The 23,740-nt window shown below is 38.9% G+C and carries 22 protein-coding genes, 2 other RNA genes and 1 pseudogene; 13 read left to right on the top strand and 12 right to left on the bottom strand.

What is annotated here, in order from left to right:
* Positions 1 to 216: 216 nt before the first annotated feature.
* Positions 217 to 1,455, top strand: coding sequence for a peptidase T (gene pepT, locus EL215_RS09130; protein WP_049356540.1), 1,239 nt, complete (start codon positions 217 to 219; stop codon positions 1,453 to 1,455).
* 155 nt (positions 1,456 to 1,610) lie between these two features.
* Here the strand turns inward: pepT and EL215_RS09125 are convergent, their stop codons facing one another.
* The 5 genes from EL215_RS09125 to proQ all read right to left on the bottom strand — a co-directional run bounded on the left by EL215_RS09125 (position 1,611) and on the right by proQ (position 7,230).
* Entirely contained in the window at positions 1,611 to 2,240 is a 630-nt protein-coding gene (locus tag EL215_RS09125) for an MBL fold metallo-hydrolase (protein WP_049356542.1), read from the bottom strand.
* Positions 2,241 to 2,301: 61 nt separating this feature from the next.
* The gene (locus tag EL215_RS09120; protein ID WP_126471656.1) at positions 2,302 to 2,862 is read right to left on the bottom strand and encodes a peptidoglycan L,D-endopeptidase MepK; all 561 of its coding nucleotides are present in this window, start codon (positions 2,860 to 2,862) and stop codon (positions 2,302 to 2,304) included.
* Positions 2,863 to 2,935: 73 nt separating this feature from the next.
* On the bottom strand, positions 2,936 to 4,405 hold the full coding sequence (locus EL215_RS09115; RefSeq protein ID WP_126472060.1) for a L,D-transpeptidase family protein: 1,470 nt from the start codon (positions 4,403 to 4,405) through the stop codon (positions 2,936 to 2,938).
* Positions 4,406 to 4,483: 78 nt separating this feature from the next.
* Positions 4,484 to 6,553, bottom strand: coding sequence for a carboxy terminal-processing peptidase (prc, locus tag EL215_RS09110; protein WP_126471654.1), 2,070 nt, complete (start codon positions 6,551 to 6,553; stop codon positions 4,484 to 4,486).
* A 29-nt stretch (positions 6,554 to 6,582) separates the two neighbouring features.
* On the bottom strand, positions 6,583 to 7,230 hold the full coding sequence (proQ, locus tag EL215_RS09105) for an RNA chaperone ProQ (RefSeq protein ID WP_126471652.1): 648 nt from the start codon (positions 7,228 to 7,230) through the stop codon (positions 6,583 to 6,585).
* A gap of 169 nt (positions 7,231 to 7,399) precedes the next feature.
* Here proQ and EL215_RS09100 point away from each other — a divergent pair, with 169 nt between their 5' ends.
* The gene (locus tag EL215_RS09100) at positions 7,400 to 8,653 is read left to right on the top strand and encodes a PqiA/YebS family transporter subunit (protein ID WP_049356548.1); all 1,254 of its coding nucleotides are present in this window, start codon (positions 7,400 to 7,402) and stop codon (positions 8,651 to 8,653) included.
* Positions 8,637 to 11,294 carry a PqiB family protein gene (locus EL215_RS09095; protein WP_126471650.1) on the top strand — a complete coding sequence of 886 codons (2,658 nt, stop codon included), beginning with the start codon at positions 8,637 to 8,639 and terminating at the stop codon, positions 11,292 to 11,294. The genes EL215_RS09100 and EL215_RS09095 overlap by 17 nt, the downstream gene beginning before the upstream one ends.
* Positions 11,295 to 11,365: 71 nt before the next feature.
* Here EL215_RS09095 and EL215_RS09090 read toward each other — a convergent pair whose 3' ends face one another.
* A complete protein-coding gene (locus tag EL215_RS09090) occupies positions 11,366 to 11,911 on the bottom strand; it encodes a KdsC family phosphatase (RefSeq protein ID WP_164757079.1) in 546 nt (181 codons plus the stop codon).
* On the bottom strand, positions 11,911 to 12,846 hold the full coding sequence (locus EL215_RS09085; RefSeq protein ID WP_126471648.1) for a KpsF/GutQ family sugar isomerase: 936 nt from the start codon (positions 12,844 to 12,846) through the stop codon (positions 11,911 to 11,913). The genes EL215_RS09090 and EL215_RS09085 overlap by 1 nt, the downstream gene beginning before the upstream one ends.
* A gap of 124 nt (positions 12,847 to 12,970) precedes the next feature.
* Between EL215_RS09085 and rnpB the strand changes: the two genes are divergently transcribed.
* Positions 12,971 to 13,347: RNase P RNA component class A (gene rnpB / locus EL215_RS09080), an RNA gene on the top strand.
* A gap of 87 nt (positions 13,348 to 13,434) precedes the next feature.
* Here rnpB and dinB read toward each other — a convergent pair.
* Both dinB and EL215_RS09070 read right to left on the bottom strand, forming a co-directional pair.
* Positions 13,435 to 14,502, bottom strand: a complete 1,068-nt coding sequence (dinB, locus tag EL215_RS09075) for a DNA polymerase IV (RefSeq protein ID WP_126471647.1) — start codon at positions 14,500 to 14,502, stop codon at positions 13,435 to 13,437.
* 108 nt (positions 14,503 to 14,610) lie between these two features.
* Positions 14,611 to 15,099, bottom strand: coding sequence for a hypothetical protein (locus tag EL215_RS09070; RefSeq protein WP_049356557.1), 489 nt, complete (start codon positions 15,097 to 15,099; stop codon positions 14,611 to 14,613).
* 107 nt (positions 15,100 to 15,206) lie between these two features.
* Between EL215_RS09070 and ssrA the strand changes: the two genes are divergently transcribed.
* Both ssrA and EL215_RS09060 read left to right on the top strand, forming a co-directional pair.
* Positions 15,207 to 15,572, top strand: a transfer-messenger RNA (tmRNA) gene (gene ssrA / locus EL215_RS09065).
* Positions 15,573 to 15,772: 200 nt separating this feature from the next.
* Positions 15,773 to 16,351 carry an NAD(P)H-dependent oxidoreductase gene (locus EL215_RS09060; protein ID WP_049356558.1) on the top strand — a complete coding sequence of 193 codons (579 nt, stop codon included), beginning with the start codon at positions 15,773 to 15,775 and terminating at the stop codon, positions 16,349 to 16,351.
* A gap of 175 nt (positions 16,352 to 16,526) precedes the next feature.
* Here EL215_RS09060 and EL215_RS09055 read toward each other — a convergent pair whose 3' ends face one another.
* The gene (locus EL215_RS09055; RefSeq protein ID WP_126471645.1) at positions 16,527 to 17,480 is read right to left on the bottom strand and encodes a GlxA family transcriptional regulator; all 954 of its coding nucleotides are present in this window, start codon (positions 17,478 to 17,480) and stop codon (positions 16,527 to 16,529) included.
* A gap of 142 nt (positions 17,481 to 17,622) precedes the next feature.
* Here EL215_RS09055 and EL215_RS09050 point away from each other — a divergent pair, with 142 nt between their 5' ends.
* A complete protein-coding gene (locus EL215_RS09050) occupies positions 17,623 to 18,495 on the top strand; it encodes an MBL fold metallo-hydrolase (protein ID WP_126471643.1) in 873 nt (290 codons plus the stop codon).
* 128 nt (positions 18,496 to 18,623) lie between these two features.
* Here EL215_RS09050 and EL215_RS09045 read toward each other — a convergent pair whose 3' ends face one another.
* On the bottom strand, positions 18,624 to 19,055 hold the full coding sequence (locus EL215_RS09045; RefSeq protein WP_126471641.1) for an organic hydroperoxide resistance protein: 432 nt from the start codon (positions 19,053 to 19,055) through the stop codon (positions 18,624 to 18,626).
* A gap of 85 nt (positions 19,056 to 19,140) precedes the next feature.
* Here EL215_RS09045 and EL215_RS09040 point away from each other — a divergent pair.
* The 3 genes and pseudogenes from EL215_RS09040 to EL215_RS09030 form a co-directional block, all read left to right on the top strand.
* Positions 19,141 to 19,395 (top strand): annotated as a pseudogene (locus EL215_RS09040) (AraC family transcriptional regulator N-terminal domain-containing protein); the annotation flags it as partial.
* Between the two features lie 32 nt (positions 19,396 to 19,427).
* Positions 19,428 to 20,078 carry an ATP-binding cassette domain-containing protein gene (locus EL215_RS09035; protein ID WP_126471639.1) on the top strand — a complete coding sequence of 217 codons (651 nt, stop codon included), beginning with the start codon at positions 19,428 to 19,430 and terminating at the stop codon, positions 20,076 to 20,078.
* Complete coding sequence (locus EL215_RS09030) at positions 19,993 to 20,607, top strand: CadD family cadmium resistance transporter (RefSeq protein ID WP_003766668.1); 615 nt, start codon at positions 19,993 to 19,995, stop codon at positions 20,605 to 20,607. The genes EL215_RS09035 and EL215_RS09030 overlap by 86 nt, the downstream gene beginning before the upstream one ends.
* Before the next feature lie 108 nt (positions 20,608 to 20,715).
* On the opposite strand, the gene EL215_RS09025 is transcribed toward EL215_RS09030, so the two are convergent.
* Positions 20,716 to 20,934 carry an OsmC family protein gene (locus tag EL215_RS09025; protein WP_126471637.1) on the bottom strand — a complete coding sequence of 73 codons (219 nt, stop codon included), beginning with the start codon at positions 20,932 to 20,934 and terminating at the stop codon, positions 20,716 to 20,718.
* A gap of 130 nt (positions 20,935 to 21,064) precedes the next feature.
* Here EL215_RS09025 and EL215_RS09020 point away from each other — a divergent pair, with 130 nt between their 5' ends.
* From EL215_RS09020 to EL215_RS09010, 3 genes are all read left to right on the top strand, one after another.
* Positions 21,065 to 21,928 (top strand): AraC family transcriptional regulator, encoded by an 864-nt coding sequence (locus EL215_RS09020; RefSeq protein WP_126472056.1) that lies wholly within the window; start codon positions 21,065 to 21,067, stop codon positions 21,926 to 21,928.
* 181 nt (positions 21,929 to 22,109) lie between these two features.
* A complete protein-coding gene (locus tag EL215_RS09015; RefSeq protein ID WP_126471635.1) occupies positions 22,110 to 22,646 on the top strand; it encodes an elongation factor P hydroxylase in 537 nt (178 codons plus the stop codon).
* 201 nt (positions 22,647 to 22,847) lie between these two features.
* Positions 22,848 to 23,723: an SEL1-like repeat protein gene (locus EL215_RS09010; RefSeq protein ID WP_126471633.1), complete on the top strand. Its 876-nt coding sequence runs from the start codon at positions 22,848 to 22,850 to the stop codon at positions 23,721 to 23,723.
* Positions 23,724 to 23,740: the final 17 nt, after the last annotated feature.

The raw sequence follows: 23,740 nt of genomic DNA, 5'->3' as shown, positions 1-23,740 counted from the left end.
AAAAATGATGCAGGGGCGACATAAAATTGAACAGCTATGATATAGCGAATTGTTAATGATGAAAAGGATTTAATCACGTTTTTAGGAAAAATTTTATTGAAATACTGACCGCACTTTTTTTAGAAAATTTTATAACTCTTCACTTTCTTGTTATATATCAAGAACAGCAAGGATTTTTGGGATTAGACTAGCAGTAAAACAAAGGAGAATGTCAAAATGGAAGAACAAGATTATAATAAATTACTGGAGCGATTTTTAACTTATGTTGCGTTTGATACGCAATCTAAATCGTCTGCAAAGCATTCACCAAGTTCAGTAGGGCAAATGAAGTTGGCTTTACATTTGCAGCAAGAATTAATTGAACTTGGTTTACAAGATGTCAATGTGACTAAGCATGCCATTGTCACAGCTTATTTACCTTCAAATCATCCCGAGTTAACACAAACTATTGGATTTATTTCCCACCTTGATACCTCACCACAATGCAGCGGAAAAAATGTTCAACCCGAAGTGATTGAAAATTATCGGGGGGGAGATATTGCATTAGGTTTAGGAATTGAATTTATTAGTCCCGTGTATTATCCATTTTTACATCAGCTTATTGGTAAAACCTTGATTGTGACAGATGGAACGACTCTACTTGGTGCAGATAATAAAGCTGGAATCGCAGAAATTATGACTGTACTTTCTATCTTGCAACGAGAAAATATAGCACATTGTAATATTCGGGTTGCATTTACACCAGACGAAGAAATTGGCTTAGGGATGCATTATTTTCCATTGGACGATTTTCCTTGTGATTGGGCATATACCATTGATGGTGGAGAAGTGGGCGAATTAGAGTATGAGAACTTTAATGCTGCGACCGCAAAAATTACCTTTAAAGGTCGGAGCATTCATCCAGGTTATGCTAAAAACAAATTAGTGAATGCGCTTACGTTAGCTTGTGAATTTCAACAAGGTTTTCCAAAAGATGATGTTCCTGAAAAAACATCGGGTAAAGAGGGTTTTTTCCATTTAGATGATTTTAAAGGGGATATTGAGAAAGTTGAGCTACATTATCTCATTCGAGATTTTGACCAAGCTCATTTTGAGCAACGCAAGGCGTTTATTTATCAATTAGTGGAAAAATTTAATAGAGAGAAAAGCCTGAAAGAGCCCGTGGAATGTGTCATTGAAGACAGTTACAAAAATATGTATGACACAGTTAAAAATGTTCCACTGGCGATTAAACTTGCGGATGCAGCAATGAAAGCTTGCGGTATTACACCAAATCACAAACTAATACGCGGTGGAACGGATGGGGCATTTTTAGCGGAAAAAGGATTAGCTTGTCCAAATATTTTTACTGGTGGCTATAATTTCCATAGTAAGCATGAATTAATTACTCTAGAAGGAATGGGAAAATCGGTTGAAGTAATACTACAAATTGTAAAGGTTTGTAAATTAATGTAAAGAAAAAACTTGCATTTGTTATAGCGTAACAATATAATAGTTAATGTTTTATCGAGATTCCTTTGATAAAGCTAAACTTTAGAGATTTTATTCATAAATTCCTTTTTGGTGCTCCTAAGAAATTAGGAGCTTTTTTTTAGCCAAAATTCAGATCTTTACTTCAAAAACGGATTATTTTGTTTCTCTTGTCCAATAGTTGTGTAAGGACCATGCCCTGCAACAATAACCATGTCGTCGTTTAATGTAAATAATTTATTTTTAATTGATGAGATCAATGTATCGAAATTCCCACGAGGAAAGTCTGTACGCCCAATGCTATTTTGAAAAAGGACATCGCCAGTAAAAGCGATATTTTTTTCATGCTCAATAAAGCCAATGTGACCTGGGGTATGGCCTGGAAGGTGAAAAATTTCAAAGGTTAATGTGCCAATTTGAATTTCTTCGCCTTCTTGATTAAACCAGCGATCAGGTGTAAATGCGGAAACATAAGGTAAACCAAATTGTTGAGATTGCTGTGGTAGACTTTCAAATAGAAAACGATCTTCTTCTTGCGAACCCCAAATTTCAATGTTGAAATGATCACGAATCGCTTCAGCGGCACCCACATGATCAAGATGTCCATGCGTTAATAGGACTGCTTTAAGGTTTAATTCGAGTTCTTCAATGCGTTGAATAAGCTTTTCCGCATTACCACCAGGATCGATAATTGCTGCATTTTTTTCATCATCCCAAATAAGTGAGCAATTTTGCTGAAAGGCTGTAACTGGAATAATTTCAATATTCATCTTTTTTCCTTATTGTTGATAACAAAAAACCACACAGAAGTGCGGTTTTAATCACATTTTTCTATGCACCACGCCATGCTCTTATTGGTCCAGTATCAACATGAATAAAATTACTATAGGGATAATATCCTACGCCACCACTCTTGAGATTTTCAGCGGCCTGACGTAATTTAGCTAAAGGGATAGCGGGTATTCTAAAATCAATGGCTTGTCCTTTAATATGATAGCTATTACTTGCTACACCATGACTTTGGCGATGGCGTACAGCATTTGTTTTAGCACTACGATAACCACAAATTACATCAATTTGTGCCGTACGTAAACCTAAGTTATTTTGTAAATGATAAAATTTCATGAAGAGGTTAGGATCCATATGATGGACTTGGTCAGTACGGCGATCTCTCATAAAATAATCAAGTTTAACCAGTAATGAGCGACTAAACCCAGAGGTTGCAGAAAATTCTCCGCTTAATCGTTCATTGGTATTGAGATTATAAAAGCTAAGGATGCGAGGCTTTGTCGTAGAGACCATGGCTAACACTGAGCTTGGCATTATACTTGCACCTAAAGCAATGCCGCCTAATGAAATCCATTTGCGGCGATTATTATCAATTTTACTCATTTGCTAGTTTCTTTTTTATTAATGTCTAACTTTAGACAATGTCTATCAGAAAAAGTTCTAATTTGTATGTTTTCTAAAGGTATTTTTTTACGATATTCCAGTCAATACCGCTAAAACTTGCCGCATCATCATATTTATAAATATCGGGTAAAACTTGTATTTGACCATTTTCCACCCATGCGGTGACATAATATAAGAATACAGGGTCATTTGTACGAATATTCGCAGAAGTCGTTTTCTTACTTGCTAAAACATTGCGCTTTTTATCATCTGACCAGCCCGCTTCTTGTAATAAAAGGGAGGCTAGTTGGTCGGATTTTTCTACGCGTACACAGCCAGAACTTAATGCGCGATCTTTTTTACTAAATAAACTATGATTTGGTGTATCGTGAAGATAAATTGCATCAGAACTTGGCATATTGAATTTATAGTTACCTAACGCACTGTCGCCAGCAGCTTGACGGATGCGATATGGAAATTTATCACCAATACGACTCCAATTAATAGAGTGAGGATCAATGGCATTACCTCGACTATCCAAAATAGAATAGTTGTGAGCTGTTGCATAGCTAGGATCACGTTTTAGTTTTGGTAAAATATCTTCATTGATTAAACGTGTTGGGGCATTCCAAGGTGGATTCACCACCACGTTACTTAAACGGCTGTACATTACTGGTGTACGGCGTTCATTTTTTCCTACGATAACACGTGATTCTAAGATTGCTTTCCCATCACGGTAATATTTTAATTTATAACTCGGAATATTGACAAAAATGCCATTTTCAAAATCAGGAATAACACGTAAACGCTGCGCATTGAGAGCAAGTTTTTTACCCATTGCAGAAATACCAGAAGCTGAAATCATTGATGGAAGTGCTTGTACAGTTTCACGGTATAAACGATTATGGTTCGATAATCCATTCACAAAGTCAGAAACAGCATTGTTTTTAACCGCACTTTGCCATTGGTCAATAATTTCTTGATTTGGTAATTCTGGTTTGTAAGCATTCGTTGCATATAACCAACGTTGTGCTTGTTGATTTACGTTCTTGCTGTAATACAAGTAATCAAGGAAAGCATCACTTAATAACACATCGTAGGTAAGGCCGCCAGTCTTTTCAGCGTTATGTAAATTGATTAATGATTGCGCGGAACGTTTAGAAATACCAGACGCTACCATGGCCGCATATTCGCGTAGGAATTGTTTTTCTGCAGCCTTGTCTTTCCACATTAAGTCATATTTGTTATCGGCATATAATTTTGCCAAAATTGGTTTGAACTGCAGATTTTGTTCACCAATTTCATGAGTTAATGACATCTCTAGCATGGTTTGCTTTTCAGCTGCTAGACGAGCTTGGTCTTCTTTGATTTCCGCTTCAAGTTTTGCACGCTCTTCAGGGCTTAATTTAGACATATCAACGCCTTTATTCTCGGTTTGTTGAGGTTGCCCAACTGTTTTTGCCCAGTCTGCTAACGCACAACCTGATGTCATCATTGATAATGATAAGACTAATGTGCTTAATTTCATTGTTCCTTTTAACATTACTGTACCTTTAAAAATATTCATAAAAATAACCGCACTTCAGTTTTTTTATCTGCTAAAGTGCGGTCAAAATAATCGTTATTTTGTTGCTTTTGCCGCTTCTTGTTTTATTTCAGCATCCACTTTTTGTTGATTAGCATTGAGTTTCACTAAATCAGCTGCCATTTTTTCCGCTTCTTTTAAGAAGAAATCTGGCGCTTCATAGTCTTTCGGTAAATCATCAATATCTTTTAATGCTTTTTTACCTTCACGTTTAAAACGATCATTGAGATCTTTTAAACGTCTTGCATCATCTTTGTCATTTTCCGCTTTGCGTTCTTGGAAATTCAATGACAAGAATTTGCGCTCACGACGTTCATCACGGATTTTAAGATCTTCATTTAACGCAATAAACTCAGGATCTTTTGCAATACGCTCAAGATGTTTTTCATTTAATGGTTCAACATCTTTACGCGCTTTATTGGTTTCAGAATAAGTCGCTGCAGGAATTTTATCCCAAGGCAATGCGTTATCTTCTTTTTCTTCACCAATTTCTTTTGCATCGATAATTTCAGGGAAATTGATATCTGCTGCCACACCTTTTAATTGGGTTGAACCACCATTAATTCGGTAGAATTTTTGGATAGTATATTGCAACACACCAAGTGGTGTTTGATCTAAATCATAAACAAAGTTTAATGAACGACTTTGTTGTACTGTACCTTTACCAAAGGTATTTTGCCCAATAATGATACCACGGTTGTAATCTTGCATTGCGGCAGCAAAAATTTCAGAGGCAGATGCACTGAAACGATTAATCATTACCAGCAATGGCCCTTTGTATTGCTGAGCATTATCGTCATCTTCGTGTACACGAATACGTTGATAAGCATCACGAACTTGAACCACCGGACCATCAGTAATGAATAAACCACTCAATGCGACGGCTTCCGTTAACGCACCGCCGCCATTTTCACGAAGATCCACAATTAGGGCACCAATTTTTTTCTTCTCAGCATCCACTAATAATTTTTTCACATCATCAGTTAGACCAATATAGAAACTTGGGATTTTAATGACGCCAATCGTTTCACCTTCAACTTTAGAAACAGTGAGTTTGGCTGCTTGATCTTCAATACGGACTTTATCGCGTACTAAAGTGATAATACGGCTTTTTCCACCCTTTGCAGGTTCAATTTCAAGACGAACTTTTGTCCCTTTTTTACCTTTGATTTTGTCAACGATATCTTCTAAACGCCAACCGATAATATCTTCGATTTCACCTTTTTCTTGACCTACACCAATGATTTTATCGCCCGCTTGTAATTTTTTACTGCGTTCAGCAGGCGCACCTGGCACTAAAGACTTGATGCTGGTTTCGTCATCTTCAGATTGTAATGTTGCACCAATTCCTTCTAAAGAAAGGTTCATACTTTCATTAAAGCTTTTTGCGGTACGTGGCGCAAGATAGCTTGTATGCGGATCGATTTCTCGAGCAAAGGCATTAATATAAATCTGAACAATGTCATCCGCTTTGGTTTGAGTTAATCGACGGATGGCTAAATTGTAACGTTTAGTCAGTTTTTCTTTAATTTCAGGCCATTTTTTATCTTTTAACTTCAGACTGATTACATCATTTTTGACTCGTTGTTCCCAAAGCTTGTTTGCATCTTCTTCGCTTGCTGGAAAAGGTGCTTTTTCACGGTCGATCTCAATTTGATCATTACCTTTTAAATCAGGTTCTTTATCTAATAAGGATAGTGCATAAGCATAACGCTCATAGCGACGCTTCATCATCAGATCGTAAATCGCAAATGCAGCTGAAAGATCACCCTCATTAAGTTGATCATCTAATTTAGAACCATATTTAGCACGTAAATCATCAATATCTGATTTTAAAAAGGTGTTATGGCTGTAATCTAAGCTTTTAATGTAACGATCAAAAATCTTGTCGGAAAAGGCGTCATCAAGCTGGAATTTGCGATAATGTGATTGGGTTAAACGTGTTGTTGCACGCTTTGTTGCCAACTGATTTGCATCAGTTGCGGAAGGAATCGTAATATCATTTTGCTTTAATTTCGGCTGCACAGCAAATGTGTCAGACGAATGAAGAAATAACGCACCTAAAATTGCTGTCGCAATAAGACTTTTGGTTGTATGTAATTTCATTTAACCTTATCCCGATAAGAAATAAATTATTAGGCAAATAAACGATCTGCGGTGACTGTCATCACTAAACCATTTTCAAGTTCTACGCGTGCGCCATCTTTTTCCACATTTAATACGGTCGCATTTTTTGCTTGCTCACCAACTTTTACTTTAACTTTACTGCCAGTAGAAAGTGTCGTGAAATCAACCGCACTTAGTTTCACTTGTGGTGCTTTCGGTTTGCGAGTTGTTTGATTTGTATTTGGTTTACGAGCAGGGCGTTTTTGTTGTGTTTTTTTCGCTGCTAATTCTGCTTTGCGCTTTTCTGCAAATTTTGCCTTTGCCTCAGCTAATTGCTGAGCCGCATGAGAAACATGTTCTGCATCTAAGACACCTGCAGGATTGCCGTATAAATCCACACGCTCAGCACCTTCGCGACAGCCGTGTAAATAGCGCCAGTTAGAGGTGTATTGACGTAAAGCCTGACGTAATTGAGTTTTGCTGACACGTTCATCATCTTTTAATGCTTCAGCAAGATCTTGGAAAAGACCAATTTTTAATGGTTTAGCTTCACCTTCTGCAATAAAGCAAAGTGGGAATTTTTCCACAAGATATGCAATGATCGCTTTTGTATCAGTTAATTTTTGAATGCCTTCAGCACTATTTTCAACTTGGGCTTCAACTTGAGAATCTGTCATTTCTGAGTTTTCCTAGGATAAAAAATAAAAACTTGCACAGTTTACCGCACTTTTATAAGAATTGACAATGTCTGGACAGAATAATTCCGTTTCTAGCTCAAATGTATAACTTCACAAATTCCCTTAATTCAGGCTAAAATAGTCCACTTTTATAATTTCTCAAAACATAATGACAAAAACACCTGATTTTTCTCATGCCACTTATAAACTCGTGCGTTGTATCGGATGTGATGCAACGGTGTCTGTTTGTCGTCCGCAAGAAGGTGAGTATGCGCAATGTCCGCGTTGCCATCATAAATTGCAATCGGGAAGTCGTTGGTCTCTTAAACGTTGTTCATTAATCGCCCTTTCTATCTTAATTTTAATGCCATTTGCTTTAGGTTATCCTTTATTGAGCTTAGATTTACTGGGTACTAAAATTGATGCTTCTGTTTGGAAAGGGATTTGGAAAATGGCAGTAGAGGGATATTCCTATACTGCATTTATGATTTTTATCTGTGCTGTTTTAATGCCTGTATCTTTTGCGATTTTAGTCATTATGTTGCAGCTTTCTAAATTACTCAAAATTAAGCCTCGTAATGTCTTATTATTTTTGGGTTATATTAAGCCTTGGGTCATGTTTGACGTGTATTTAGTTGCACTCGCTGTTACTATGTTTAAAGTGCGCGAATATGCCACGTTAGAAGTAGATGTATATTTAATTGCTTTTGTTTTTACTGCACTTTTAACCACTTTATTGTTTATTAAAATTAATTTAGATGACTTATGGCATGATTTTTATCCCGAGCAGAAACCCGTTACTCAAAGTGATAAGCCGTTAGAACTTTGTACAGCTTGTGATTACACTTTTTTAAAAGAAGATCAAGAATATGATCATCGTCATCGTGCGATTTGTCCTCGTTGTGAATCAGTTATTGATATACCCGATAGTATTAAGTTACAGCGAGTTTGGGCAACATTAGTCTCAGGGGTTATCATGCTTTTTCCCGCAAACTTACTTCCTATATCAGGTGTTTATTTAACCGGTAGTCTATCAGAAGATACTTTAATGTCTGGTGTTATTTCCTTTGTTAGTATGGGCAGCTATTTTGTTGCCTTCGTGGTATTCTTCGCCAGTGTTTTTGTTCCAATAAGTAAAATTCTCATTATGGTATATTTGCTTGCGAGTGTACATTTTAAATGGCGACATTCGATCAAATGGCAAATGCGGTTATTACATATTGTTCATTTTGTAGGACGTTGGTCAATGTTGGATCTTTTTGTGTTAGCTTTGATGATGTCTCTAGTAACACGCGGACAGATTATTAATTTTACTGTAGGCCCTGCCGCATTTTATTTTGGCGCAGCTGTGTTTTTAACTATGATTTCAACTTCTCAGTTTGATAGTCGATTAATTTGGAAAATTTATGACAGAAAACAATAAACCAGAATCTCAATCTATTGATGAGCAATATAACAATGTAGAAGCGTTATTACGCAAGAATAAACGCATCTCACCGTTTTGGTTGTTGCCTTTTATTGCATTATGTATTGGTGCCATTTTATTTTTCCAAATTGTGCAAGAACGAGGGAAGACTATTACGATCACGTTTTCCAATGGCGCAGGGCTCGTTGCAGATAAAACGCCTATACGTTACCAGGGTTTGCAAATCGGTGTTGTGAAGAAGGTTAACTTTACCGACAACATGCAAAAAGTGAAAGTTGAGGCTAACGTTTATTCTGAAGCCACCGATGTGTTAAAGGAAAATACCAAATTCTGGCTTGTCCAACCGAGTGTATCGCTTGCGGGGATTTCGGGTTTAGACTCTTTAGTGTCAGGAAATTACATTACGCTTCAACCGGGTGATGGCGATTCAGAAGATGAATTTATTGCTGAAGAGCAAGGCCCTATTGCACAAGTCAATCCTGGCGATTTGCTCATTCATTTAATTTCAGATGATTTAGGCTCAATTTCGATTGGCGCTTCCGTGTATTTCAAAAAAATGCCGGTCGGGAAAATTTATGATTACCGCTTCAATAAAGAGAATAAAGTAGAAATTGATGTGGTAATTGATAAATCTTTTGCACATTTTGTGAAGAAAGATTCACGTTTTTGGAATATTAGTGGTATTAACGCAAACATTAATTCATCAGGGATGCATGTGGCAATAGAAAGTTTAAATTCTGTGGTGCAAGGTGCGGTATCATTTGACTCGCCAGCAGATAGCACACAGGCCGTTACAGACAGTAATTACAAGCTTTACTCTAATTTACAAGCAGCCAAACGAGGGATTGAAGTAAGTATAACAATTCCGGTCACAGCGGGTTTACAGGCAGAGCAGACTTCGGTTTATTATGGTAATGAACCGGTAGGTATTCTTTCATCTTTAAGTGCGGTTGAAAATAATGAAGAAATTTTAAAAGGCACATTATTAATTGATCCAAGTCAAGCTAGCCTGTTAAAAACAAATACACGTATTGTGTTAAAAAATCGTAAGTTAGATTTGGGTGATGTGGCTAATCCGAAAAAATTCTTCCGTGGAGATTATTTTGAAATTATTCCGGGTAGTGGAGAAAGCAAAACGCAATTTGATGTGATTCGAGAATATGAGTTATTGCTCAAAGCACCGAATACTTTAGTCTTAACTTTAACCGCACCAGAAACTTATGGTATTACTGAAGGGCAATCGGTGTTTTATAACAATATTGCCATTGGTCAAATTGTGAAGCAGCACTTAAATGTTGATGGTGTGAAATTTGAAGCGGCAATTGCGGCGGAATACCGCAATCTTATTCATGAAAATACTCAATTTGTGGCAGCCTCTAATTTTGATGTCAGTTTTGGTATCGACGGATTACGTTTTGAATCAGCAACGCCATCAAAATGGCTACAAGGTGGGGTGAGAGTATTACCCAAAAAAGGAAGTGGTGCCCCACATTCAAGCTATCCACTTTATAAAGATATTAGTAGTGCAGAAACGGGCATTACGGGTAATTTGGTAAATCCAACTATAGTATTACATTCGACTAATTTACCAAGTATTAGTAAAGGTTCAATCGTGCTTTATCGTCAGTTTGAAGTGGGTAAAATTATTAACGTAAGACCGAAAGCCAATAACTTTGATATTGATGTGTATATTTATCCGGCTTATCAACATCTTCTGACAGATAAAAGTGTATTCTGGGTAGAAAGTGCAGCACAAATTGATATTACGCCAAAAGGTATTAGTATCCAGGCATCACCGGTTGCGCGATCATTAAAAGGTGCAATAAGCTTTGATAATACAGGTTCAGGTAAAAATAAAACGCTTTATCCAAGTGAATTGCGAGCAAAATCAGCAGGGCAAGTGATTACGTTACTCACAGATGATGCAACGGCTTTAAGTAAAGGAATGAGCTTACGTTATCTTGGTATGAATGTGGGTGAGGTCGAGCAGATTGCTCTTGATCAAAAGACAAACCGTATCACAGCGAAAGCATTAATTAACCCAAGTTATATGGGGATGATTGCAAAAGAGGGGACGGTATTTAAAGTGATTTCCCCACAAATCTCAGCGGGTGGAATTGAAAACTTAGATAGCCTTTTACAGCCTTACATTGATATTGAATTAGGCAAAGGTCAACCAAAAACACAGTTTAATTTAGCGCAAACTGCACAACCTCGAAATAAATACAGCAATGGCGTGCCATTTATTTTGGAAACCAGTGATGCGATGAATTTAACGGAAGGCTCACCAGTGCTTTATCGCGGTGTTGAAGTGGGAACCGTTCGTAAGTTTGAATTAAATTCTTTAGGCGATCGTGTGTTGGTACATATTGCGATTACACCGAAGTATCAACATTTGGTACGTAAAAATTCAGAATTCTGGGTTTCATCGGGTTATGATTTCAACCTTGGTTGGAAAGGGGCTGAATTTAATACCGGTAGTGTACAACAATTGTTGAAAGGTGGTATTTCGTTCTCGACTCCATCGGGTACGATCGTTCAACCACAAGCAACGGCAAATCAGCGCTTTATGTTACAAGTGAAGAAACCAGCTGAAGCGCCAACTTGGAATTCAGGTGCTTTACCGGCAAATCAATAAAACATAAAAAGAAATAACCGCACTTTTGAATCATCAAAGTGCGGTTATTTTTTTAGGTGTTTTGAGGAGTGCTATTGACCCATATTTTTGACTGATTTTAAAAAGCCTTTGGCTGAAGTATAGACTTCATCTTTGCCCTGAGCATGTAAAATCATATCGGACATTTCTCGGAAAGCGCCTTTCCCGCCTCCAAGTGCAAGCACATAATCCACGGCATTTTGCACATAAGGTGCAGAATCTGCCACGGCAAAAGAAAGGCCACAGGTAGCAAAAGCGGGGAGATCGACGCTGTCATCACCAATATAGGCCGTTTGCTCCGCGGTAACACCTGCTTGTTTCATAAGATCCAAACAAGCACTTTCTTTTTCAAGCTTACCTAAAAAGAACAATTTAATTCTGAGATCACTAATTCGCTTACGCAGAATCGCCGAATCTCTGCCCGATAATACGGCTACTTGAATACCTGCATCCATCAACATTTTGACACCAAGTCCATCGCGCACATGGAAACTTTTAATCGCTTCGCCATTTGCATCATAATGGAGTAGTCCGTCAGTTAATACGCCATCGACATCGGTGATGACCAATTTAATTTTCTTTAATTTTTCGTTAATCATTAGCTTGAGAACTCCACTAAGCCCACAACATTATTTTCATCATTGACCACAACAAGAGAGTGAATTTTCTTCTCTTTCATCAAGTCTTCCGCTTTCGCTAAGAATTCATTTTCATGAATAGTTTTTGGTGACGAGGTCATCAATTCTTTCGCGGTTTTATTAAGTGTGTCAGCACCGTTAGCCGTTAATGCTCGGCGCACATCACCATCGGTAATAATACCTTTAAGTTGTTGGTTTTTCATGACTAATGCCACACCCATACGACCTTCATTCATAATAGTTAAGCAATCAGTGAAGCTGGTATCTGGTGTGGTAATCGGTAGGCGAGTTTGCATTTGATCTTTTACTTTGCATAACAAACGACGACCAAGGCTGCCACCCGGATGGAATTTCGCAAAATCAGCTGGTTGGAAATGACGCGCAGTAATCAATGAAACCGCAAGAGCATCGCCTAAGGCTAACGTGACTAACGCAGAAGTGGTTGGTGCGAGATTGTTTGGGCAGACTTCACGCTCTACCGTGATATCTAAAACATAATCCGCATGGCGAGCAAGCGTAGAGTTTTTATTGCTGGTTAAAGCAATAATTTTATTACCAAAGTTTTTCAAACTTGGAATGAGTTTATTTACATCATCGGTTTCACCGCTATAAGAAATCAGCATCACGATGTCGATGGGTTTTAACATACCTAAATCGCCATGAAAGGCTTCGGTAGGGTGCAGGAAGAAACTTGGAGTACCCGTTGAGGCAAAAGTCGCGACCATTTTTTTACCGATTAGCCCTGATTTACCAATACCACCGATGACTAAACGACCTTCGCAAGTAAGGATAAGATCGACAACTTGAGAAAACGCATCATCCAAACGTTGGCTTAGTTGAGCGAGCGCTTGGCTTTCAACGGAAAGGGTTTCTTGTGCGATTTGTAAATAATTCATAGGAAATCCTTATGATAAAAGTGCGGTTGAAAATAACCGTGTTTTGTAGGGCTATTTTAACGGAAGTTATTAAAAATAAGAATGAAAATTTGACCGCTCTTTGAATTCCCCCTATACTACGCCGCGAGTTGGTTAGACAATCGCTGGTTTATTGAAGCCCTTAACCGTGTTCGCACGACCTAGTGGGACAAGTAAACGAGAGGAAAGTCCGAGCTACAAAGGGCAGAGTGCCGGATAACGTCCGGGCGGCGTGAGCCGACGACCAGTGCAACAGAGAGCAGACCGCCGTGAAAACGGTAAGGGTGAAAGGGTGTGGTAAGAGCACACCGTGCCGTTGGTAACAACGTGCAGCAAGGTAAACTCCACTCGTAGCAAGACCAAATAGGAACTCAATGGATGGCCCGTCCAGAGTTCGGGTAGGTTGCTTGAGCGGCAGAGTAATTTGTCGCCTAGAGGAATGATTGTCCACGACAGAACTCGGCTTATCGACCAACTCAACAAGTTCATCAAAAAATGACTGCACTTTTGTTTTTTAGTTATCCAACTCGGGATGGAATGAATAAAAGTGCGGTCATTTTCTTTTGTGTTTTACCACAAGCTCATTTGTTCTAAATGGCTTTCTTCTGGTAAATTCACGTGTAATCCAACGAGACGAATGGATTTCCCATGGCTACGTTGCCAAATTTGTTCCAGTAATTGCTGAAAGCTTTTTAACGATAAAGTTAGGCCAGTTTTTTCTAAGGTTGTCACCTGAAAATCTTCAAATTTTAATTTCACCCCAATTTTGCGAAAAGCGGTTAAAGGGATATTCGGCGCGCTTCGTTCAATGCGACGAATAAGTTCGGTATAGAGATTATCTAACAATGCTATGCCTTGTTCGAGATGACGAACATTTTCGGATAAAGTGCGTTCTACGCCGATAGATTTTCTCTCCCGATGCGCTTGAATTTCACGGTCATCAATGCCATGGCTAAAATCCCAAATTCGCTTACCCATTTTACCGAAGATATTTAATAAAATAGATTGGTCGAGTTTTTGCACATCTTCGCAAGTTTCTAGCCCCATTTTCAATAAACGTTCAGAGGTGACTTTCCCCACACCAGGGATTTTCTTCAATGGCAACGTTTTTACAAACTGCTCAACTTCATGAGGTTTAATCACAAATTGCCCATTCGGTTTATTCATATCGGAAGCAATTTTGGCAAGAAATTTAAGGGGAGCCACACCAGCAGAGGCAGTCAGCTTTAATTCATCAAAAATGGCTTGGCGAATTTCTTGTGCGATCCAAGTGGCGGATCCTGAACATTGTGTACAATCCGTAACATCTAAATAAGCCTCATCTAAGGAAAGTGGCTCAATAATAGAAGTATAGCGTTGAAAGATTTGATGAATTTGTGCGGATACCTGTTTATAAAGCGGCATATTAACTGGCACTAAAATTAGACTCGGGCATTTTTTGATAGCTTGTGCCGTAGGCATCGCACTGTGCAGTCCAAATTTTCGTGCTTCGTAATTACAGGTAGTGAGTACACCACGTTGTCGAGAACTTCCCCCCACCGCGACAGGTTTTCCCTGTAGCGTTGGATTTTCACGGATTTCAACAGAGGCATAAAAGCAATCCATATCAATGTGAATAATTTTTCGGGTGGAATTCATAGTTGAAGTGCGGTCAAAATTAGGCGTGTTTTTAGTATATCGAAAAGAAAATAACTGTTCAAGTATACAGTTGTTAAAAGCCCACATTGCGTGGGCTAGATAAAAGAATTAACGATCAGAAAGGATAGTTTTATCGGAGAATTTTACAATACGTTCAATCGTATAAACGTCAATTTTTTCTTGTTGATTCATAAAGGCTTTGCGAGCATTCTCTGATAACTGTACAAATGGAATCTGCAAATTAATATCTAGGGATTGTCCTGGTTGTAATGGGTTTTCCAAATTGATTTGCATATCTTGGCTGTAGATAACCTCGCGATTATTTACATACACCCCAACCCATTGAATATTTTGGATTGGCTTTTCCCCAATGTTAGTGATTTCATGTTTAAATGCACTTAATGCTTGGCCTTTTTCATCGACAACCATTTCACGTTTTCCAACATTAATGGCAAGATATTGGTCAATTTTGTCATCGGCTTTGGTCACTTGTTGTGTCGCTTTTGCTGGTGTTGCTTCTTTTGCAATAACTTGCGTGTTAAATGCTAAACATAATGCACCTAATGAAAGTGCGGTCAGAGATTTTAATGTTTTCATTATTCGATTCCTTATAAAAAAGTGGCAAAATTTTACTCTAACTTCTCAGGTTAATAAATAGCTTCTTTTCCTTTCTTAGATTTTTTGATAAACTGTCGAACGATTTTGGGGCTGATTCTGGATTCGACGGGATTAGCGAAGCCCAAGGTGCACGTCGAGGTGCGGTAGGCCTCGTAAATAAACCGCAAAAAAATAGTCGCAAACGACGAACAATACGCTTTAGCAGCTTAATAACCTGCTCATAGCCTTCGCTCCCCAGCTTCCGCTCGTAAGACGGGGATAAAGCGGAGTCAAACCAAAACGAGATCGTGTGGAAGCCGCTGTTTGAGGATCGAAGCACTAAATTGAATCAAACTAGCTTAAGTTTAGCGTGTCTGTCCGCATGCTTAAGTGAAATTAAAGACGAGACTAAACGTGTAGTACTGAAGGTAGAGTAATTTCGGACGCGGGTTCAACTCCCGCCAGCTCCACCACAAAATAAACCTATCAAGTCCTATGAGAGACTTTAAAGCCTTGAAAATAATGACTTCAAGGCTTTTTTATTACGCTTTTAACTTCTATCAAACTCTCGAACTTGAGTAGTAAGTTTAATAGTTGGCGCTTATTGATTGGTTAAATTGTTGCATTAGTAAAGTGCTTAGTAATCGGTAAATTATCAGCTAAAGGAGAAAAAATGAATATTTTATTATTAGACGGTGGTAAAGATTTCGGCCATTCACATGGCGAGTTGAACCACACGCTTCATAAAAAAGCGAAAGAAGTTTTGACCGCACTTGGACACAATATAAAAGAAACCGTGATTGATGCCGGCTATGATGTTGAAGCAGAAATTGAAAAATTCTTGTGGATGGATGCCGTGATTTGGCAGATGCCAGGTTGGTGGATGCACGAACCTTGGACAGTGAAAAAATACATAGACGAAGTATTAACCGCTGGACACGGCAAGCTTTACCACAGTGATGGTCGCCATCGTGTCAATCCGACAGAAGGCTACGGCACAGGTGGCTTGTTGCAAGGCAAAAAACATATGCTTTCGCTTACGTGGAATGCGCCGATTGAAGCCTTTACCCGCGAAGGCGATTTCTTCGAAGGCAAAGGCGTGGATGCGTTATACATGCACTTCCACAAACTCAACGAATTCATCGGCTTGACCCGTCTGCCGACATTCCTATGTAACGATGTGATTAAAAATCCACAAGTAGAACAATACTTAGCAGACTACCAAGCACATTTGGAAAAAGTGTTCGGATAATTACAAAATATGAGTTTAGAAGGTGAGCATTTTGGCTCACCTTTTTTATTTTTATCTAATCAAATTTCCTAACGGGAAGAGGAATAGACTGAGTTTAGATAAAACAAGAGGTCAAGTTTTGACGGAGATTTGCAAAAACATCCAAAAATCTGACCGCACTTTAAAATAAAAAGATCTAAACATCCTCAGTTTGAAACTGCTTACGCCAGCGATTCGGTGAAATCTTATGTTTTTTCAAGAAATGCTGACGCAAGGCGGTATCGCTATGAAATCCACTTTGTTCTGCAATATCAGTAATAGATAAATCTGTGCTTTCCAAAAGCTCTCTTGCTCGTTGTAGCCTTGCTTCAATTAACCATTGATTTAATGACATTCCGGTTGCTTTGCGAAAATGTCTGGTGAAAGTGCTACGGCTCATTGACAAACGTTCGGCAAGGCTATCAGTCGAATGAAGTGCGGTCAGATTTTCATTTAAATAAGCAAGTAATGCATTGATATTATGATTAGGTGTGGAACGAGAAATAGGGCGTTCGATAAATTGTGCTTGTCCGCCTTCACGATGAGGGGGGATAACCAGTATTCGGGCAATATGATTGGCAATTTTTACACCATATAATTTACGAACAATAGAAAGGCAACAATCCATGGAAGCGGCTGTTCCTGCTGAGGTAATCAGTCGATCTTGTTCCAAATAAATAGGATTTAAATCCCATTTCACCTGCGGAAAACGATGAGTAAAATCACTATCTCCTAGCCAATGTGTGGTTGCTTTTTTGCCATTAAGTAGGCCACTGCACGCTAACACATAGGCGCCATAACATAACCCCACCACTGTCACACCACGTTGATACGCTTGCCGTAACGCTGTTAATAAAGTCTCACTCGGCATCACTTGAGTATCATGCCATCCAGTCATCACAACAATATCGGCATTCTCTAACCATTCTAAACCACCATCTAAATGTATGTGAAATAGCGAGTTTGTCAGGTTGTCTGAATCGCTAACGATTTTACAGTCAAATAACGGCTTGCCGTTTAAATCCGACATAGAAAAAACGGAATATGCCATCGCAAAATGAATAGGCATCATTTGTTCATATACAATCAAAGCAACTGTGGGTGTATTCATTTTATTTCTCCTATTTGATATGAGCATAGCACAAAAATGACCTGATTATTACGTTTATTGATTTTTTGTCTATTTTTGCGCAATTTTGTTCTCACTATAATATGTTTATTCATTCAATAACGTATATAGAAAGGGAAAAACAATGAACTTAAAAACCTTAATTAGCACTACAGCATTGGCTATTAGCGCAAATACTTTCGCTGTAGATCTTGCCTCTAAAAACACTGATAGCTACCAACATATCCGCAATGCTACTGGTCGTCTGAACTACACAGGGAAAACTTTTTTAATTGATCCGATGCTTGCTGAAAAAGGACGTTATGCAGGCTTTGAAGGAACATTAAATAGCCATTTGCGTAATCCACTTGTGGAATTGCCGATGAAAGCAGAAGATACTTTCAAAGATGTTGATGCCATTATTTTGACTCATACACATGAAGATCATTGGGATAAGGTTGCACAAAAAATTTTACCTAAATCCATTAAAATTTTTGTGCAACATGAACGGGATGGCGACCTACTCAAAGCGCAAGGTTTTACTAATATAACCAGTTTATCGTTGGAAAAATCGGTGGAGTTTGAAGGTATTATTTTAAATAAAACCGGCGGTTCTCACGGCATAACGGAAATGTACGCTGTACCACAATTAGCTGAGATTTTAGATGAGGCGATGGGCGTAACATTCCAAGCGAAAGACCATCCAACGGTTTACTTGGTTGGTGACACAATTTGGACTGCTGAAGTAAACAAAGCTATTAATCGTTATAAACCTGATGTAATGATTATGAACACTGGTGATGCGCGTACCTTAGCTTTTCCGAATGACGGCATTATTATGGGGTTACAAGATGTTGCTCATGCTCGTAACATGCTACCAAATACAAAACTTATCACGGTGCACATGGATGCAGTAAATCATATGTCTGTGTACCGTAAGGATTTACGCCAATTTGTCCAAGCAAACAAGCTTGAAAATGTAGCAATTCCAGAAGATGGTGAAACGGTGAAGTTTTAAAAACAAGCGGTCAAGTTTTGATGGAGATTTGCAAAACACCTAAAAATTTGACCGCACTTTGTTATAAAAAAGCCGTCTGAAATTTCAGATGGCTTTTATTTCGAAATTAATTATTATGCTAATTTTTATTACAAATCAAACGATTGAATAACATTCACATGTAAGCGTACATCGACATTGCCACGAGTAGCGTTAGAGTAAGGGCAAACTTCATGAGCACGAGTAATCAATTTGCGCGCCTCATCTTCAGTCAAACCTGCTACGGTAATCATGATATCTAAATCTAAGCCAAATGCACCATCGGCTTTTTGACCGATACCTACACCGACAGTAGTGGAAGATTTCGTCGGTTTCAAGCCGAGTGTCGGTGCTACATGGTTCATCGCGCTATCAAAGCAGGCAGCGTAACCCATAGCGAAAAGCTGCTCGGGGTTTGTACCGTGCTTACCGCTTTCGTTTTGGAATGAAACCAAATCAAAGCCAATTGAACCGTCGTCTACTTGGGTACGACCATCACGTCCGCCGGTTGCTGTTGCTGATGTTTTGTAGAAAATTTTCATAATGTTTTCCTCATTTAATGTTAGTTAATATGTTTTGGCGTACCGCCGTTGAAAGTGAGTTTATTATATTGAACGGCAATATGAAGTGTTATATGATTTATCCAAATTACTTGCCTATTCCTACAAAATTATGTTCTCAAATGAAACGATAGAACGCTTATTAAAAGTTATTCCACATAACGAACTCTATTCATCACCGATTAAAGGCTTATTTCTTCGCCATTCAGATCAACCATTTTGTTACGAAGGTATTATTCAAGAGCCGAGCATTTGCATCGTGTTAAGCGGAGAACGTGAAGTGCAGCTAGGCGAACAATGCTACCGATTTGATAATCAACATTCGGGCCGAGCGGCTGTGGAAAGACGACGGTTTTGCGTTTGATTGCGGGCTTGGAAACGCCGAAATCGGGCACGATACGCAATACTTTCCGAAAAACGGGTTTTCTGTTTCAGGAAAACCGCCTGCTGGAAAACTTGACCGCGATGCAGAATATCGCTATTTTTATGGACAAACCCGATGAAGGCGAAATCATCGCGCTGGCGGCGAAAGTCGGGCTGACTGCTGGCGATTTGAACAAATATCCGACCGAATTGTCCGGCGGCATGGCGAAACGGGTAGCATTTTTGCGCCTGTTGCTGTGCGGCTGCGACCTTGCCTTGCTGGACGAGCCGTTCGTCGGTTTGGACCGCGATTTGCGCGATATTTTGGTCGCCATGCTGGTGGAAAAAATCGAGCGGCAGGACATGGCGTGTATGCTGGTAACGCACGACCGCTTCGAAGCCGCACGCCTGAGCCATGAAATCATGCTGCTTTCCACTAAGGGCATGAACGTGCAAAACGTGATTACCCTGTCTACGCCGCTGTCCGAACGCGATTGGGCTTTTGAAGAAGCCGTGGTGGCAAGAGAGTTTCAGGGGATTTATTATGAGGTGCTTTATGTTTTCGACTGTGATTACTGCTGCTGTTTTATATATTGCTACAGCAGTAGATTTGTTGGTAATACTATTAATATTTTTTGCTAGAGCAAATACTAGAAAAGAATATCGAGATATTTATATCGGACAATATTTAGGTTCTGTAATTTTAATATTAGTTAGTTTATTTCTAGCTTTTGTTTTGAATTATGTTCCGGAAAAATGGGTGTTGGGTTTATTAGGTTTAATACCGATTTACTTAGGTATTAAAGTTGCTATTTACGACGATTGTGAGGGCGAAAAAAGAGCTAAAAAAGAATTGGATGAAAAAGGGTTGTCAAAATTAGTCGGTATTGTTGCTTTGGTTACAGTTGCTAGTTGTGGTGCAGATAATATTGGACTTTTTGTTCCTTACTTTGTGACTTTAGATCTTGTCGACTTATTAGTTACTCTTCTTGTATTTTTAATATTGATTTTTGTTTTAGTATATACAGCACAAAGATTGGCTAATATTTCAGGTGTTGGTGAAATTGTAGAGAAGTTTAGTCGTTGGATAATGGCTGTTATTTATATTGGTTTAGGGTTATTTATTATTATTGAAAATAATACAATTCAAACAATAATATCAATAATATGAATGATACGGGCATTTGAGTATCTGACAAACCTTCGGCTTGCTTCTTCAATACAAGATACAACCCTGTCCGCCCAATAAATCCATATCCGAAAGCATCTTCATGCAGAATTAAGCCAAACCATGAATAAGTTTTTTACCCACCCCATGCGGCCGTTTTTCGTCGGTGCGGCGGTGCTTGCCATACTCGGCGCGTTGGTGTTTTTCATCAGCTCCGGTGCCGTCATTTTGAAATGAAACCAAATCAAAGCTGATTGAACCGTCGTCCACTTGGGTACGACCATCACGTCCGCCGGTTGCTGTTGCTGATGTTTTGTAGAAAATTTTCATAATGTTTTCCTCATTTAATGTTGATTAATATGGTTTGGCGTACCGCCGTTAAAAGTGAGTTCATTATATTGAACGGCAATATTAAGTGTTATATGATTTATCCAAATTACTTGCCTATTCCTACAAAATTATGTTCTCAACTGAAATGATAGAACGATTATTAAAGGTTATTCCACATAACGAACTCTATTCATCATCGATTAAAGGCTTATTTCTTCGCCATTCAGATCAACCATTTTGTTACGAAGGTATTATTCAAGAGCCGAGCATTTGCATCGTGTTAAGCGGAGAACGTGAAGTGCAGCTAGGCGAACAATGCTACCGATTTGATAATCAACATTTTATGTTTTGCCCAGTAAACATACCGATGCGTGGCGAAATTAAATATGCCGAGCCGAAAAAGCCGTTTTTAGTGATGTCGATGAAAATTGATATTGAAAGCGTTAGCAAGATTTTATTAGCAAATCCAAACCTTGCAGATGATGTTCAACAGGGCGACGAAGGTTTTGCACAATGGCATTTGGATGAATCTCTCAAAAATGCTGTTGAACGCTTATTACTCTTGCACGAAAATCCAAAAGATATTGGGTTTCTTGCACCGCTTATCCAACAAGAAATATATTATCGACTCCTTACAGGCGAACAAGGTGGCAAATTTAAAGCCATGGTAAGCAATGGATCGAATACCAAAAAAATCGCCCAAGCCACCTACTATCTGCAACAACATTTTAGTGAAACCATCACCGTGGAAACCTTGGCAAATCTATGTGGTATGTCGCTATCTGGCTTTCATAGTCATTTTAAGAAGATAACCAGCCTTTCACCGCTGCAATACCAAAAATCCTTACGTTTGATGGAAGCCAGACGATTGATCGCACAAGAAGGACGAGGTATTACCGAAGCCGCTTACCAAGTCGGCTACGAATCACCTAGCCAATTCAGCCGTGAATACAAACGGTATTTCGGGCATGCGCCCAAGGGGGATATTAAATAGATGGGGCTTAAAGATAGGTTTAAAAACACCTAAAAATTTGACCGCACTTTATGATGAAAAAAATCTGAAACGTTAATTTCAGACGTTTTTTATTTAACCAAGATTTTGTGAAAGACATGAAAAATGAGATAATTCTCAAACCTTTTAAGAGGCTTTATTTATAAAAATATTTGGAGAAAGCATGGAACATAAACTTGAGGATATCATTGCGATTTTTAATCAATGTTTTGAAGAAGAATATAATACGCGATTGGTTAAAGGTGGGGATGAGCCGATTTACATTCCTGCAAATGATGAGGTGCCTTATAACGCCATTTACTTTGCGAGAGGCTTTTACAGCAGTGCATTACATGAAATTGCCCATTGGTTAGTGGCGGGGAAAGAACGCCGTAAATTAGAAGATTTTGGCTATTGGTATGAGCCGGATGGCCGTTCTGAAGAACGTCAGCGTGATTTTGAAAAGGTGGAAGTGAAGCCTCAAGCATTAGAGTGGATTTTAGCAACAGCGGCAGGTTTCCGTTATTTTGCCAGTGCGGATAATTTGAATGGCAATCCAGGCGATACACAACCTTTTAAACAAGCCGTGTATGAACAAGTGAAAATCTATGCGGAAAAAGGTTTACCAAAACGAGCTGAAACGTTACGCAAGGCGTTAGTGGTATTTTATGGCACAGAAGATGAAATTGATTTAGCGAAGTTTGATGTCGCGCGTATTTAATAGCAGAAAGTGAGCAAGATGGCTCACTTTTTTCAGTCTTAATACCCCCTAATTCCTCCCTAACTAAATAGTCTAATTTTTAATCATTTTACACCCAGTATACTGGGTGTTGTACTCTCTTTACAGAGAGTACAACAAAACATCTTGCTAAACAAAAAATGTTTGGTTATTTCAATTATTGATTAATAAATGGACGATTTTATGAAATTATCAAAAACACTTATTACTACTGCTATTCTTGGCTTTTCACTTGCTTCTTTTCATTCTACTGCTTGGGCAGATACGCCCAAGCAGCAATTCCAACAAGGTTTTGAAGCCACTACGAGGGGGGACTATCAAACAGCCTTTAAACTTTGGTTACCTCTGGCGGAGCAGGGAAATGCAACGAGTCAATTTTGGGTGGGCGTGATGTATTTTGAGGGACAAGGCGTAAAACAAGATGATTTTGAAGCTGTGAAGTGGTATCGCAAAGCGGCGGAGCAGGGGGATGCAAACGCTCAATTTAATTTGGGCTGGATGTATGACAAAGGACGAGGCATCAAACAGGATGATTTTGAAGCGGTGAAGTGGTCTCGCAAAGCGGCAGAGCAGGGGAATGCAAAGGCTCAATTTTATTTGGGCAATATGTATGCCGATGGGCGCGGTGTTAAACAAGATGATTTTGAAGCAGTGAAATGGTATCGCAAAGCGGCGGATCAGGGGGAAGCCGCTGCTCAATCTAGTTTGGGTTTGATGTATACAAACGGACAAGGCGTCAAACAAAATGATTTTGAAGCAGTGAAGTGGTTTAGCAAAGCGGCTGAGCAGGGGAATGCAGATGCTCAGGCTAATTTAGGTTCGGTTTATCGTGCAGGGCGTGGCGTAAGACAAGATTATGCCGAAGCCGTGAAGTGGTTTAAGAAAGCAGCAGAAAATGGTAGTGCTGATGGCCAGCTTAAGTTAGGTCTGTCGTATCTTTTGGGACAAGGTATTCAGAAAGATAGAACACTCGCCAAAGAATGGCTTGGTAAGGCTTGTGATAATCGAGAGCAGGATGGTTGTGAGTTTTACGGTAAGTTAAATAGAGGGGAACTCTAATGCCAATCCTATAATGC

Source organism: Haemophilus parainfluenzae (genome assembly GCF_900638025.1).
Lineage (GTDB): Bacteria > Pseudomonadota > Gammaproteobacteria > Enterobacterales > Pasteurellaceae > Haemophilus_D > Haemophilus_D parainfluenzae_J.
This window is presented reverse-complemented; position numbering and strand designations above follow the sequence as displayed.

Excerpts from the sequence above, each read along its gene's own strand:
- pepT (WP_049356540.1), top strand. The coding sequence starts at position 217 with ATGGAAGAACAAGATTATAATAAATTACTGGAGCGATTTTTAACTTAT.
- EL215_RS09125 (WP_049356542.1), bottom strand. The coding sequence starts at position 2,240 with ATGAATATTGAAATTATTCCAGTTACAGCCTTTCAGCAAAATTGCTCA.
- EL215_RS09120 (WP_126471656.1), bottom strand. The coding sequence starts at position 2,862 with ATGAGTAAAATTGATAATAATCGCCGCAAATGGATTTCATTAGGCGGC.
- EL215_RS09115 (WP_126472060.1), bottom strand. The coding sequence starts at position 4,405 with ATGTTAAAAGGAACAATGAAATTAAGCACATTAGTCTTATCATTATCA.
- prc (WP_126471654.1), bottom strand. The coding sequence starts at position 6,553 with ATGAAATTACATACAACCAAAAGTCTTATTGCGACAGCAATTTTAGGT.
- proQ (WP_126471652.1), bottom strand. The coding sequence starts at position 7,230 with ATGACAGATTCTCAAGTTGAAGCCCAAGTTGAAAATAGTGCTGAAGGC.
- EL215_RS09100 (WP_049356548.1), top strand. The coding sequence starts at position 7,400 with ATGACAAAAACACCTGATTTTTCTCATGCCACTTATAAACTCGTGCGT.
- EL215_RS09095 (WP_126471650.1), top strand. The coding sequence starts at position 8,637 with ATGACAGAAAACAATAAACCAGAATCTCAATCTATTGATGAGCAATAT.
- EL215_RS09090 (WP_164757079.1), bottom strand. The coding sequence starts at position 11,911 with ATGATTAACGAAAAATTAAAGAAAATTAAATTGGTCATCACCGATGTC.
- EL215_RS09085 (WP_126471648.1), bottom strand. The coding sequence starts at position 12,846 with ATGAATTATTTACAAATCGCACAAGAAACCCTTTCCGTTGAAAGCCAA.
- dinB (WP_126471647.1), bottom strand. The coding sequence starts at position 14,502 with ATGAATTCCACCCGAAAAATTATTCACATTGATATGGATTGCTTTTAT.
- EL215_RS09070 (WP_049356557.1), bottom strand. The coding sequence starts at position 15,099 with ATGAAAACATTAAAATCTCTGACCGCACTTTCATTAGGTGCATTATGT.
- EL215_RS09060 (WP_049356558.1), top strand. The coding sequence starts at position 15,773 with ATGAATATTTTATTATTAGACGGTGGTAAAGATTTCGGCCATTCACAT.
- EL215_RS09055 (WP_126471645.1), bottom strand. The coding sequence starts at position 17,480 with ATGAATACACCCACAGTTGCTTTGATTGTATATGAACAAATGATGCCT.
- EL215_RS09050 (WP_126471643.1), top strand. The coding sequence starts at position 17,623 with ATGAACTTAAAAACCTTAATTAGCACTACAGCATTGGCTATTAGCGCA.
- EL215_RS09045 (WP_126471641.1), bottom strand. The coding sequence starts at position 19,055 with ATGAAAATTTTCTACAAAACATCAGCAACAGCAACCGGCGGACGTGAT.
- EL215_RS09030 (WP_003766668.1), top strand. The coding sequence starts at position 19,993 with ATGTTTTCGACTGTGATTACTGCTGCTGTTTTATATATTGCTACAGCA.
- EL215_RS09025 (WP_126471637.1), bottom strand. The coding sequence starts at position 20,934 with ATGAAAATTTTCTACAAAACATCAGCAACAGCAACCGGCGGACGTGAT.
- EL215_RS09020 (WP_126472056.1), top strand. The coding sequence starts at position 21,065 with ATGTTCTCAACTGAAATGATAGAACGATTATTAAAGGTTATTCCACAT.
- EL215_RS09015 (WP_126471635.1), top strand. The coding sequence starts at position 22,110 with ATGGAACATAAACTTGAGGATATCATTGCGATTTTTAATCAATGTTTT.
- EL215_RS09010 (WP_126471633.1), top strand. The coding sequence starts at position 22,848 with ATGAAATTATCAAAAACACTTATTACTACTGCTATTCTTGGCTTTTCA.